A 12,998-nucleotide genomic window follows, 5' to 3' on the forward strand; every position below is an offset into this window, starting at 1 on the left:
CACTCCCCGCCCGAGCCCCCCCCCCCCCCGCTCGCGGCGCGGGCCGCCCCAGGCGCCCCCCGGGCCCTCGGCGTCCTCGTGCGGCGGTACGGCGATTTCCCCGCCGCCGAGGACGCCGTCCAGGAGGCGCTGCTCGCCGCCGCGCTGCACTGGCCTGCCGGCGGAGTGCCGGACAACCCGCGCGGCTGGCTGATCCAGGCCGCGGTCCGCAAACTGACCGACCAGTACCGCAGTGAACAGGCGAGGCGGCGCCGGGAGGACGTCGCCGCGCTGCGGGAACTCCCGGCGGCGGACGTCCCCGATCGCGACGACACGCTCATCCTGCTGTTCCTGTGCTGCCATCCCGCGCTGACCCCGGCGTCGGCGGTGGCGCTGACGCTGCGGGCCGTCGGCGGCCTGACCACCGCCGAGATCGCGAACGCCTTCCTGGTGCCGGAGGCGACGATGGCCCAGCGCATCAGCCGGGCCAAGCAGAAGATCAAGTCCTCCGGCGAGCCGTTCCGGATGCCCGCCGACGCCGAGCGCGAGCGGCGGCTCCGGTCGGTCCTGCACGTGCTGTACCTGATCTTCAACGAGGGTTACGCCAGCAGCGTCGGCAGCGACCTGCAGCGCACCGAACTCGCCGTGGAGGCCATCCGCCTGACCCGCCTGGCCTACCGGATACTGCCCGAGGACGGCGAGGTCGCGGGCCTGCTCGCGCTCATGCTGCTCACCGATGCCCGCCGCGCGGCCCGCGCGGGTGCCGGTGGCGAGCTGATCCCGCTGGCGGACCAGGATCGCGGGTTGTGGGACCGCGAGCAGATCCGGGAGGGCGTCGCGCTGAGCACCGCGGCCCTCGCGCGGGGCCTGCTGGGGGAGTACCGCCTGCAGGCCGCGATCGCCGCCGTGCACGACATCGCGCTGCGCGTCGAGGACACCGACTGGGCGCGGATCCTCACGCTGTACGGGATGCTCGAACGGTTGACGGGGAATCCGATGGTCTCACTCAACCGCGCCGTCGCCGCGGCCATGGTGCACGGCCCGCGGGCTGGTCTGGACCTGCTCGACGCCGTCGCCTGCCGCCTCGCCGGGCACTACCGCCTCGACGCCGTGCGCGCACACCTCCTCGAACTCGCCGGGGATCCCGCCTCCGCCGAAAGGCACTACCGCGCCGCCGCGGCCCGCACCACGAACCTGCCGGAACAGCAATACCTGACGACCCAGGCCGCCCGCCTGCACACCCGCCACGACCGTCCATAAAGGACGCGCCGGGAATCGTCCCGCGGGGTCATGGCCGGAAGATCATGGTGACGGCGTTCGGGGAGTCCTTGTCCAGTGCGGCGGCGAAGATCGGCGCGACGCCGCATAGCGCCCCGAGCCACCACACCCCTTGGTGCGCCACAGTGATCAGCGCCGCAGCACACCCCGCCGTGCCCATCGCGAAGAACAGCGTGCCGCGAGCGACCAGTTTCGGCCCCCGGGCCTCCTCCCTGTCCCACGCGTGTTCGGCCCTGGAGCGCGCGATCCGGAAGACCGTCCACAACGCGATCAGGCACAGCCCGCCGATGATCCCGCCGAGGATCGTGCTCGCCTCAAGGAACAGCTCGGCCAGACCCCAGCCGAGCAGGGCGCCGGGCCCGGCGGTGAGGCAGAACTGAAGGAGGTAGGCCACCAGGCCGACGAGAAAATCCAGCAAACGCATCGACAACACCGTTCCCCCGGCCGGAAGTACCTGTCTCATGTGACGGTTTGGCCACGCGCGGGGTTCCGTGCCGCCGGCCCGCGGTGGGACACGCTCGGACCTCCCCCGCCACACGGCGTGTCCCACCTTCCCGGACCCCGGTCCCACTGTCGCGCACTCCGCGTCACACGTTCGGCCGCCTGGACGCCGGGAAGTAGACCACTGTCAGACCAATTCGCGGCCGAAACCTACTGGTGACCGTGTCCGCTGAGGCATCATCGGCGGACGGATTGGTCCATCGGACCTCGCGGGCGGCCTTGGCCGCGCCGTGTGCATGGCGTGTGCTGGATCCGGTCGCCCGGCCTCGGATTCGGCGGTGAGGAGGGCAAGATGACGGCCCCCGGAAAGATCGGCGAAGTGCGGGCACGGCTGCTCGACCTCGTCGACCTCCTGCCCGAAGGGGCCCCGTTGCCCCCGGAGCGCGAACTCGCGGTCCGCTGGCAGGTCGCGCGCATGACGTTGCGCCGCGCGATGGACGACCTCGTGCTGCAGGACCTGCTGGTGCGCAGGCAGGGCAGCGGCACGTTCACGTCGCGGCCGAAGGTCAGCCGCAGGCTCGCGATGACGTCGTTCTCCGAGGAGATGCGGCGCCGGGGCATGCGGCCGGCGAGCCGCACGCTCGAACTGCGCCGCCGCCGGGGCGACCGCGCGCGGTGCCGGCTGCTGCGGATCCCCGCGGGCGACCTCGTGGTCGAGTTCGTCCGGCTCCGGCTGGCCGATGACGCGCCGATGGCGCTGGAGCGCACCTTCGTCCCGGACCGCTACGTCCCGGGCCTCGCGATCGACGACCTCAACAGCTCCTGGTACGAGCTGCTCGCGACCCGCTACGGCACCGACATCGTCACCGGTACCTGTCAGCTGGACCCGGTGCTGCCGGACCAGCGGACCGCCGAACAGCTCCAGATCCCGGTCACCCAGCCGTGCCTGCGCATCCGCGGGATCAGCCTCGACGCGCGGGGCAGGGTGATGGAGAGCTGCGAAGCGACCTACCGCGGTGACCGGTACGCCATCACCGCCGATCTCCGCAGGCCCGGCCGGACGGCCGAACGCAGTGCGCTGAGCTGACCCGAATCCCGTACCCACCTGGAGGCATCATGGCCATGCGCGGAATCCCTCGCCTGCGGCAGATCCGGACGGCGGGTGCCGGGATCCTCGCCGCGATCCTCGCCACCGGCGTGCTCACCGCGTGCGGCGGTGACTCCGGTGGCGCGGTGACGCTGACGTTCTGGACGCACACGCATCCGCCGATGATCAAGCTCAACCAGGCGCTCATCGCGGAATACGAGCAGCAACACCCCAATGTCAAGATCAAGTACCAGCAGATCCCGAACGACGAGTTCGACACGAAGATGCTGACCGCGATGAGCAACGGCACCGGCCCGGACGTGCTCAACATGGACGACAGCGCGTTGCGCGGCGAGTATCTCCCCAAGCGCTTGCTGGCCCCGATCGACCTCGGCGCGTTCGGCGTGCAGTCCGCGGACGCGCTCAAGGCGCGCTACGTACCGGGGACGCTGGACGGCGCGTCGGCCGACAAGGAGCTCTTCGGCCTGCCGAGCGAGTTCAACGCCACCGCGTTCGCCATCAACACCAAGCATTTCGCCGACGCCGGTCTCGATCCGAACGCGCCGCCGAAGACGTGGCAGGACGTGACCGAGGCGTCGAAGAAGCTCGCCGCCGCGCAGCACACCCAGGCGTTCAGCTTTCTGTACCTGCATTCCGGCTGGTACACCCAGCAACTGCAGACGCTGCTGAACGAGACCGGCGGCACGATCACCGACCAGAAACACGAGAAGGCGACCGTGACGACGCCCGAAGCGCAGGCGGCGTTGAAGCTCTGGACCGATCTCGCCACCGGCGAAGGACGTACCGCCGACCCGAACAAGACCTCGCGCGAGGCGACGTCGCCGTTCAGCGATCTCGCCACCGGGCGCCAGTCGATGGCGATCGTCTACCCGTGGGCGATGGAGCAGATCCGGCAGAGCAACCCCGACACCTACCAGCAGCTCAAGCTCGTCCCGCTGCCGCAGGTGAACCCGGCGAACCCGGTGAACCGCTGGTACGGCTACTACTGGGCGGTCAGCAGGGCGAGCAAGCACCAGGACCAGGCCTGGCAGTTCATCGCCTACCTCGCGAGCCAGTCACAGCGCTGGCTGTCGGACGTGAAGTTCATCCAGCCGGTGAAGGACTGGGACACCAGCGCCGCCGGCAAACAGGTCCCCGGCCTCGAGGTCTGGTCGGCGGCCTATCAGAAGGGGAAGTTCGACGAGGTCGCCCCGCACTACGCCGAGATCAAGGATGCCGTGATGGGGATGGTCAACGACACCGTCTTCGACCGCGTCGCGATCCCGGAGGCCACGCGGAAGGCCGCCGAGCGGATCAACCGCAGCCTGGGGAGCTGAGCGGATGGCGGTGCTCTCGATCCGGCCCAAGGCACCGGAAACCCCGGCACCCCGGCGGAACAAGCCGGTGCGGCGGCGCAACGTCGTCGGCATCCTGCTGGCGGTGCCCGCGATGGCGTTGTTCCTCGCCTTCGCGATCTACCCGATGCTGCGGGTGTTCTACCTGTCCCTGTTCGACTACAGCCTGACCGCGCCGCCGGAGTTCGTCGGATTCGACAACTTCGCTTATCTGGCAACGGATCCGCAGTTCGGTGCCGCGCTGTGGCAGACCGTGGTGTACGCGGTGGGCACCTATGTCCCCGCGATCGTCCTCGCGCTCGTGCTGGCCCACGCCCTCAACACGCGGGCACGCGGCAGCGGCCTGTTGCGCCTGCTGTACTTCCTGCCGGTGGCGATCAGCTGGGTCGCGGTGTCGGTGATCTGGCGGGTCGTGCTCAACCCGGACGGCCTGCTCAACCAGGCGCTCGGCCTGCACCTCAACTGGCTCACCAGTTCCGGCAGCGCGATGTGGGGACTGGTGCTCATGGGGGTGTGGAAGGAAACCGGGTTCTTCCTGATCCTCTTCCTCGCCGGGCTCCAGTCCATTCCCGGCGAACTCTACGAAGCGTCCCGTTTGGACGGTGCGGGTGCCTTCGCGCGCTTCCGCTACATCACCTGGCCGATGCTGCTCCCGGTGACCGCGGTGTGCTCGGTGATGGCGGTGATCCGCGGGTTCCAGGCGTTCAGCCCGCAACTGGTGCTCACCAACGGCGGATTCGGCACCCAGGTGGTGAACCTGTTCGTGTACAAGACCGCGTTCGAGAACGCCAGGATGGGCCGCGCGTCCGCGGTCGCGGTGCTCATGTTCCTGCTGCTGTTCGGGCTGACCCTGGTACAGCTCAAGGTGTTCGCGAGGAGGGACCGATGACCGGGCGGCGGACTCCGGCCGCGCGTGCGGGGCGCGCGACGACGCTGATCGTGGCCGGGCTCGGCGGGCTGGTGTTCGTCTCCGTGCTGGTCTACGCGGTGCTGACCGCGCTCAAACCATCGGCGGAGGTGCTGTCGGTTCCGCTGCGCTGGCTGCCGACGAAGTTCGCCTGGGAGAACGTCACCCTGCCGTTCACCGAGACGCCGTTCGCGCGGTACTTTCTCAACAGCACGGTCGTCGGGATCAGCGTCACCCTGCTGAACGTGCTGACGTGCACCGCGGCGGGGTTCAGTTTCGCGAAGTTCCGGTACCGGGGCCGCGACGCCGCGTTCATGATCGTGCTGGCGACGCTGATGATCCCGGTCGAGATCATCTACGTCCCGTTGTACAGCCTGGTCTACTCGCTCGGCTGGGTGGACAGCTTCGCCGGGCTCATCGTCCCCGCCGGGACCAGCGCGTTCGGGATTTTCCTGATGCGCCAGGCGATCGGCAACGTCCCGGACGAACTGCTGGAGGCGGCGCGGCTGGACGGCGCGGGGGATCTGCGCACGCTGGTGTCGATCGTGGCGCCGGTGGTGAAGGGCCCGATGGCGGCGCTGGCGTTGTTCATCTTCATGCTCAACTGGGATTCACATCTGTGGCCGCTGCTGGTCGCCTCCGACGACGAGCACCGGACGCTGCCGGTGGGGCTGGCGGCCATGCAGGCGAACAACCTGGGCAGCGCCGCGGTGCCGATGATGCTCGTCGCCGCGCTGCTGGCGGCGCTGCCGACGGTGCTGTTGTTCGTGACACTGCAACGCCGGTTCGTCGAGGGCGTCACGATGTCGGCAGGTATCCGATGAGTACCCGGACATGGGTCGCGGTCGACAGCGGGCAGACCGGGATGCGGCTGCTGGCCGGTCCCGTGCCCCGGATCGGCCGCGGTCCCGGTTTCGACTACCGGCAGGGCGATCCGGTCGCCACGATCACCGCGGCGGTGCGGGTCGCGGCGCTTGACGCGGGGCTCTCCGGCCCGGTCGGCGTCGTCTGTCTCGGCCTGACCGGCTGCCCGGCCGAGCCCGCGGATCTCGACCGGCTCGGCGTCGCGATCGCCGCGGTGCTGGGCGCCGCCGAGGTGCGGCTGTGCGAGGACATGGTGACCGCGCACGCCGGGGCGCTGCGGCACGGGCACGGCGTCGTGCTGGCGGCCGGGACCGGGGTGGTGTGTCTCGCCGTCGGCAAGGACGGGGAATACCGGAAGGTCGACGGCAGCGGGTACCTGCTCGGTGACTCCGGGAGCGGGTTCGCGATCGGGCGGGCCGGGCTCGCCGCGGTACTCGCCGCCGCGGACGGCCGGGGCGAGGCGACCACGCTCACCACCGCGGCCGAACGCCGCTACGGCCTCGGACCCGGGCTGGCGCAACGGATCCACCAGGCCCCGGCCCCGGTCGCCACCGTCGCGGCCTTCGCGCCCGACGTCTTCGCCGCGGCCGCCCGCCGGGACGCGGTCGCCGGGGCGATCGTGACCGGTGCCGCCGGGGACCTCGCGCACACCGCCGCCGCGGCGGTACGGGTACTCGACCACGGCGACGCCGTCCCGGTGGCCTGCACCGGCCGCGTGTTCGAGGCGGGCAAGCTGTTGCTCGCCCCGCTCCGCGAGCGGCTGGCCGATCTCGCCCCGGCGGCGCGGCTCGTCCCACCCGCCGGCGACCCGCTCGACGGTGCCGTCCGCCTCGCCACGGCCGAACCGGGGCCGTATGCCCGTCTCATGCACGTACACCGTGGTACGGCCGCCTTTCCGGCCGCCGAGGAGGCCCTCGTGAAGAACGCTGTGGAGAACACCTTGGACACGCTGCCCTTTCCGGCCGGTGCGCTGCTGGTGTCGTGCCAGGCCCAGCCGGGCAATCCGCTGCACGGCCCCGCCTCGATGGCGCGGATGGCCGCCGCCGCTGCCGCCGGCGGCGCACGCGCCATCCGCGCGAACGGGCCCGCCGACGTCGCCGCCATCCGGTCCGAAGTGGACATACCGGTGCTCGGCATCAACAAGGTCGCCTCGCCGGACGGGGTGTTCATCACGCCCTCGTTCGCATCCGCCGCCGAGGTCGTGCGGGCGGGGGCGGCGATGGTGGCCGTCGACGGGACCGCCCGCCCGCGCCCCGGCGGCGGCACGCTGGGCGAGCAGATCCGGCGGATCCACGACGAGCTGCGGGTGCCGGTGATGGCCGACGTCGACACCGTCGCCGCGGCCGTCATGGCCAGGGAAGCGGGCGCCGACGTCGTCGCCACGACGCTGGCCGGATACACCGGCGGCCCGGTGCCGGAGGGGCCGGACGTCGATCTCGTGGCGGCGCTGGTGGCCCGGCTCGACTGCCCGATCGTGGCCGAAGGCCGCTACCGCAGTGCCGAGGACGTGCGGGCGGCCGTCGACGCCGGGGCGTACGCCGTCGTCGTCGGCACGGCCATCACGAACCCGATGGCCATCACCACCCGGCTCGCGAAGGCCCTGTCGTGAGTGTGCGGATCGGGCACGGCCGCGCCGTCCTCGACGTGCCCGTCGGCACCCCGCTCGGCGGCTACGCCGCGCGGGCAGGGACGAGCACCGGCATCCTCGACCCGCTGGAGGTGCACGCGGTGACGATCAGCGCGGGCCCGCGCCGGTTCGCCTGGGTCGTCGCCGATCTGCCCGCGGTGAACACCGATCTGGCCGGCCCGTTGCTGAGCAGGCTGGCCGGGTCGCTGCGGACCTGTCCCGAGCTGGTGTGGTTCTCGGCGACACACACGCATTCCGGGCCCGAGGTCGGTTGTCACCCCGGTGGCGGCCGGACTCCACCCGAGTGGACCAGTCCACTGCTCCGGACCGGTGAGCGCGCGGCCGCACGCGCCATGATCGCCGAGGTGCCAGGTCAGCTCACCATCCACAAGGGACTCATCGGCGACGTCGGCGGGCAGCGCAGCGGGCCGTCCCCGCGCGCGGACGTACCGGTGACCGTGCTGGCCGCGCGCAACCGGGAACTGGTGCTCGGTGTCCTCGTCGTGCTGCCGATTCATCCGACCGTGCTGGGCGCGGACAACCTCCTGGTCAGCGCGGACCTCGCCGGGGCGGTGCGGCGTGCGGTGGCCGAGCGGCTCGGCGGCTGGGCGGTGGTGGCCACCGGTGCCGCGGGGGACATCAGCACCCGGCCGCACCGCAGGGAGCAGCGCCCCGGCGAACTGGACCGGCTCGGCGCGCTGGCCGCCGAGCAGATCCTCGCGCTGGTCAGGACGCCGGGGACGCCGGTCGACCTCGGCCGTCGTCCGCTCGCCGGCGCGCGGACCTGGTCGTTCGCGTTGCCGGGCCGCGCGGGCGAACCCGCACCGGAGACCGGCTCCATCCGGGAACGGCTCGACGCGGCACACCGGGCGGGAGACCCGGTGGCGGTCCGTGAAGCCGAGACGGCGTTGCAGGGAGCCGAGCTGGCCGCGTCCGCGAGGATCGGGGACCCGCGGTTGGTGGTGAGCGCGGTCCAGCTCGGCGAGCTGGGGATGATCGGCTTCGGCGGGGAGCCGTACCTGGCCGTCGAATCCGCCTTGGAGTCCGAAGTGGACGGACCGATCACGCTGGTGGGCTACACGGGCGGGTATCTCGGCTATCTGCCCGGTGCCGCGGCTTACGAAACCGACGTCTACGAGGTCAACATCTCACCCGTGGCCGCGGGAGGCGCCGAACTCGCCGTGTCGGAAGCGGTCCGGCTGCTGCGGGCCTGCTCCGTTTGACCCGCTACGTTTGTCGGTGACCGGGATCTCATTGTTTTGTTCAAGCGACAGATAATGCTGCCGAATCCGCTGAGCAACCCTGATTCAGTTCGGGGAAAGAGGATTTGTGACGGGTCCGGCCGACCCCTAGACGGCCGGACCCGTCCTCCTTGCTTCCTGGCAGGCGGAGCGCCATCACGGCGGGCGGATGGCGGGCGGCGGGGATGCCACCTCCGCACCAGGTCTCACGTTGGTGAAGCCCCGAGTTAGTTAGTACACTGACATGAGACCGTTAGTCAACCCGCGTGGGTTTAAGGCCGGGTTACGGGGCGACGGAGTGAAGGGAACTGTCCACCGACGGGAAAGCGCCGCCCTGGTCCGGGGCCACTGTCGGTGGAGGAACTGTCTACTACGATTCTGGGTCAGCACCCGATCGACGCTGACTCGCTAGGAGGGCTGGGTGGCCATGGGCGACGGGGACGCGGAGAAGTCGCGGGCTTCCGGGCCGGGATCGACGCTGGCCGATCGGTTGAACTACCTGTTCGACACCGTTCAGGACGGGCGTCTGATGCGGCCCTACACCAATGGCGAGGTCGCCAGAGCGGTGGTCGCGGCCGGGGGCAGCCTCAGCGAGAATTACCTGTGGATGCTGCGGAACGGGCAGAAAGACAATCCAACTTTCAAGCATCTGAAGGCGATCGCGGACTTCTTCGGCGTTCCCGCCGGGTATTTCTTCGACGACGCGGTGGAAGGGCGGCTTCGCGACCAGCTGGCCGCGTTGAAAGCGGCCACCGGTTCCGGCGATATCCGGCTGATGGCCAGCCGGGCGGGCGAACTCTCCCCGGAGAACCGCCGGAAAATCGTCGACATGGTGGATATGGTGTACCGCCTCGAAAGAGGCCATGATGGGCGGGATACCTGAGAGCGCCCGGTTTCCTCTCCTCCGGTGCGCACGTCGGCGACGTAGTTTGGGGCGGCCACCATGAAGGAACGGGTGTTGCGGCGACAGTGCCGCCGCCTGCTCAGAGAACTGGACATCCAAGCGCCACTGGACGTACGTGGGCTCTGTGACCGGCTCGCCGAACACCGGGGCAGGCCGATCAAGCTCGTCGACTACCCGCTGCCGGTGCCGGGCGAGTTCGGGGTCTGGTTCGCCAGCGACACCACCGACTACATCCTCTATCAGCGGGAAACCACGAAGACCCACCAGGATCACATCATCCTGCACGAGGTGGGGCACATCGTCGCCGGGCACAGCAGTGACGAAACCGACGACGCGCTGCTGCAACGGCTGTACCCCGACATCGCTCCGGACGTCGTCCGGCGCGCGCTGCTGCGCCGGACGCACTACGACGCCGATCAGGAACGGGAAGCGGAAACGGTGGCGACGATCATCCTGGAATGGGCGTCGGTCATCAACTACGTCGCCCCGCAGGTGCCCGGTGGCCGGGCACTGCAGACCGCGCTCAACGGCCGCAGGGGCTGGCTGTGAGCCTGCAGATCACGCTGCTGGTCGCGCTCACGATCGGTGCACTGTGGAAGACCGTCGACCTCGTCCGCTCCGCCCGTGACCGGCTGCTCCGCCTGCTGGTGGCGTGTCTGTGGCTGCTCGCGCTCGGCCACGCGCTGAGTCTCACGGTCGTGACGAAGGCCCTCGACGACGCGACGACGCCGGGTGTGTCCAAGGTCGCCTACAACGCGCTGGTCATGGGCGGGCTGTTCGCGCTGGTGTCCTTTTTCGTCTACGCGACGCGCGGCGACGGGCCCGCCAGCCGCCGCCGGTTCCGGATCGACGGGCTCCTGCTCGCCGCGACCCTGCTCACGATGCTCGTGCTGATGCTCGTGACGCCGGCGGCGCTGCGCGGGCACACGCTGTCCACACCGCACATCACCGAGGCGCCGATCGCGTGGTTCTACATCGTCGGGAACATCTACTTCGTCTACGCGTACCTCGTCAGCGGCCTGTGGGCGCTGCGGTACTCGGTCCCGGCGTCGCGGTACCTCACGATCGCGTTGTGGATCATCACTCTCGGTCTCGCCGGGCTCATGTTCACCTCGATCAACCGCGCGATCTGGGTGATCATCCGCTACAACGGCGGCCCGCCGCTCAAGGGGCTCAACGCGATCAACTGGCCGATCTCCAACGCGTCGTTCGTGCTCGTCACGCTCGGGATGTGCCTGCCGGCGGTGGTTCAGCTGATCGGGGCGATCCGCTCGTGGCTGCTGCACCGCAGGCTCTACCACGAACTGGACCCGCTCTGGTCGGCGCTGAACCGGGCCTTCCCGGAGCTGATGCTGGAGCGTCCCGAGAACGGCCGGTTCCGGTTCGGCCGTACGCACCGCGGGTTCTACCGCAGGCTCATCGAATGCCGGGACGGGCTCGTGCGGCTCAGCCCGTACATCGCGATCGCCGCGAAGGGCGAGGACGTCAGCCGCTGCACCCCCGAGGAACTCGCCGGATACATCAGGTTCGCCCTCACGCTGAAGCCGGGTGAGGAGGATCCCCGTAACGCGCTGAACGCGGTTTCGGTGGCGGTCCCGGAGGGGAGCGACATGAATGCGGACGTGCTCGGTCTCGTCGCGGTGTCGAACGCTCTGGCGGGAAGCCGCGCGTGAGCGAAGCGTTGCTGCTGAGCGGATCGCGGGTACTGGTCGGCCCGGCGGGCGAGTTCGTCGACGACGGCGCCGTCCTGGTGGAGGACGGGATGATCCGCGTTGTGGGGCCGCGCCAGGATGTCGAGCGGGTGGCCGGGCCGGGCACACCGCGGCGGGTTTTCCCGGACGCGACCATCCTGCCCGGCCTGATCGACTCGCACGTCCATCTCGCCTTCGACTCGAGCGCCGATCCGCTCACCGCGGTCGCCCACGCGGACCCGGCGAGGCTGCTGCTGGGGATGGCGGGCCGGGCCCAGCAGCTGGTGTCCGCCGGGGTCACCACCGCCCGCGACCTCGGTGACCGGGATGCCCTGTCGGTCGTGCTACGGGACGCGATCGCGGCCGGAACGCTTGCCGGGCCCCGGATCCTCGCCGCGACGTCGCCGCTGACCTGCCCTGGCGGGCATTGCGGGTTCCTCGGCGGTGAGGTCGGCACGGACGCCGAGATCCGCGAACGGATCAAGCGTGTCGCCGCCGAGGGCGCGGACCTCGTCAAGGTGATGGCTTCCGGCGGCGCGCTGACGCCTGGTGGGCCGAAGATGTGGGAACCGCAGTTCACCGCCGCACAGCTGCGGCTCATCGTCGCGCAGGCGGCCGGGCACGGCCTCGGCGTCGCCGCGCACGCCCACGGCACGGACACGATCGCGCACTGCGTCGAGGCCGGGGTGCGGACGCTGGAACACTGCTCGTGGCGCGTCGCGTCGGGACTGCGCTACGACCACGACCTCGCCCGCGAGATCGCCGCGCGGCGGATCGGGGTGTGCCGGTGCGTTTCCGGTGACTGGCGGTTGTTCCTCACCCAGCTCGGGCGGAACGCGGACGCGCTGGTCGATTCCATCCTGCGCATGCGGGAAGCCGGGGTGCTGTTCATCGCGGGCACCGACGCCGGGGTGCCCGGCGCACGGTTCGACGATTACGTCGGCATGCTGGAATTCTTCGCCGAACTCGGCTTCGGGAACGCCGAAATCGTCGACATGGCCACGGTGAACGCCGCCGAGGCGCTCGATCTGCGGGACACCGGGCGGCTCGCGGCCGGGCTACGAGCCGACGTCCTCGTCGTGCGCGGCGACCCGCTGACCGAGCTGAGCGCGCTCCGCGACGTCGCCCTCGTCCTCACCGCCGGACGCGTCCACATTCCCGGCTGACATCGCCCGGTACCGCCGTGGTCCACAGTGGACTGAAGGGGGCACGGATCCTCTGGGTATACCCCCACCCTCCCGGGGGCACCCCTGCAACCAGCCTATCGCGCCGGGGGTGCGCGGAGGGGATGCTCGGCGAATCTGTGGATAGCCGGTGTGGTTGTGGACAACCTCGCGCGAGGACACTTCAGCGGGTCGTTAGGGGCACATCGAGGGCCAGCCGTCCTGATGAGCCCCACGAGCAACACATACCTCGTGAGTCACGCCTCCCACGCATGCCGAACGCTCCAAAGGGGGGCCTTCACAGCACTCAGCGCGCGCAAAGCTCCCTTCACAGCGCCACAGTCCACAAAGGGCAATTTGAGGAGATGGGCGGTGGGGGGGGGGGGGGGGGAGGTGGGGTGGTGTGGTGGGGGTTTAGGGAGGGGGCTAACACGAGCGAGGGGGGGGGGGGGTGGTGGGGT

General features: G+C 70.5%; 12 protein-coding genes. 11 read left to right on the forward strand and 1 reads right to left on the reverse strand.

What is annotated here, in order from left to right:
- The coding region (locus ACFWY9_RS12045; RefSeq protein WP_378338834.1) for an RNA polymerase sigma factor at positions 1-1,239 on the forward strand (1,239 nt) is incomplete at its 5' end.
- A 28-nt stretch (positions 1,240-1,267) separates the two neighbouring features.
- Here ACFWY9_RS12045 and ACFWY9_RS12050 read toward each other — a convergent pair.
- The gene (locus tag ACFWY9_RS12050; protein WP_378328589.1) at positions 1,268-1,681 is read right to left on the reverse strand and encodes a hypothetical protein; all 414 of its coding nucleotides are present in this window, start codon (positions 1,679-1,681) and stop codon (positions 1,268-1,270) included.
- 369 nt (positions 1,682-2,050) lie between these two features.
- On the opposite strand from ACFWY9_RS12050, the gene ACFWY9_RS12055 reads away from it, so the two are divergent.
- The 10 genes from ACFWY9_RS12055 (at position 2,051) to ACFWY9_RS12100 (ending at position 12,540) form a co-directional block, all read left to right on the forward strand.
- On the forward strand, positions 2,051-2,785 hold the full coding sequence (locus tag ACFWY9_RS12055; protein ID WP_378328588.1) for a GntR family transcriptional regulator: 735 nt from the start codon (positions 2,051-2,053) through the stop codon (positions 2,783-2,785).
- A 29-nt stretch (positions 2,786-2,814) separates the two neighbouring features.
- Positions 2,815-4,122, forward strand: coding sequence for an ABC transporter substrate-binding protein (locus ACFWY9_RS12060; protein ID WP_378328587.1), 1,308 nt, complete (start codon positions 2,815-2,817; stop codon positions 4,120-4,122).
- Positions 4,123-4,126: 4 nt separating this feature from the next.
- The gene (locus tag ACFWY9_RS12065) at positions 4,127-5,029 is read left to right on the forward strand and encodes a carbohydrate ABC transporter permease (protein WP_378328586.1); all 903 of its coding nucleotides are present in this window, start codon (positions 4,127-4,129) and stop codon (positions 5,027-5,029) included.
- On the forward strand, positions 5,026-5,871 hold the full coding sequence (locus ACFWY9_RS12070) for a carbohydrate ABC transporter permease (protein ID WP_378328585.1): 846 nt from the start codon (positions 5,026-5,028) through the stop codon (positions 5,869-5,871). The genes ACFWY9_RS12065 and ACFWY9_RS12070 overlap by 4 nt, the downstream gene beginning before the upstream one ends.
- A complete protein-coding gene (locus ACFWY9_RS12075) occupies positions 5,868-7,520 on the forward strand; it encodes a putative N-acetylmannosamine-6-phosphate 2-epimerase (RefSeq protein WP_378328584.1) in 1,653 nt (550 codons plus the stop codon). The genes ACFWY9_RS12070 and ACFWY9_RS12075 overlap by 4 nt, the downstream gene beginning before the upstream one ends.
- Positions 7,517-8,761 carry a hypothetical protein gene (locus ACFWY9_RS12080; protein WP_378338835.1) on the forward strand — a complete coding sequence of 415 codons (1,245 nt, stop codon included), beginning with the start codon at positions 7,517-7,519 and terminating at the stop codon, positions 8,759-8,761. The genes ACFWY9_RS12075 and ACFWY9_RS12080 overlap by 4 nt, the downstream gene beginning before the upstream one ends.
- A gap of 439 nt (positions 8,762-9,200) precedes the next feature.
- Complete coding sequence (locus ACFWY9_RS12085) at positions 9,201-9,662, forward strand: XRE family transcriptional regulator (RefSeq protein WP_378328582.1); 462 nt, start codon at positions 9,201-9,203, stop codon at positions 9,660-9,662.
- A 60-nt stretch (positions 9,663-9,722) separates the two neighbouring features.
- Positions 9,723-10,232, forward strand: a complete 510-nt coding sequence (locus ACFWY9_RS12090) for a hypothetical protein (RefSeq protein WP_378328581.1) — start codon at positions 9,723-9,725, stop codon at positions 10,230-10,232.
- Complete coding sequence (locus ACFWY9_RS12095) at positions 10,229-11,356, forward strand: MAB_1171c family putative transporter (RefSeq protein WP_378338836.1); 1,128 nt, start codon at positions 10,229-10,231, stop codon at positions 11,354-11,356. Before ACFWY9_RS12090 ends, ACFWY9_RS12095 begins: the two co-directional genes overlap by 4 nt.
- Positions 11,353-12,540: an amidohydrolase family protein gene (locus ACFWY9_RS12100; RefSeq protein ID WP_378338837.1), complete on the forward strand. Its 1,188-nt coding sequence runs from the start codon at positions 11,353-11,355 to the stop codon at positions 12,538-12,540. The genes ACFWY9_RS12095 and ACFWY9_RS12100 overlap by 4 nt, the downstream gene beginning before the upstream one ends.
- The last annotated feature ends 458 nt before the right edge of the window (positions 12,541-12,998 follow it).

Origin of the sequence: Amycolatopsis sp. NPDC059027 (assembly GCF_042739735.1) — a bacterium.
Taxonomy (GTDB): domain Bacteria; phylum Actinomycetota; class Actinomycetes; order Mycobacteriales; family Pseudonocardiaceae; genus Amycolatopsis.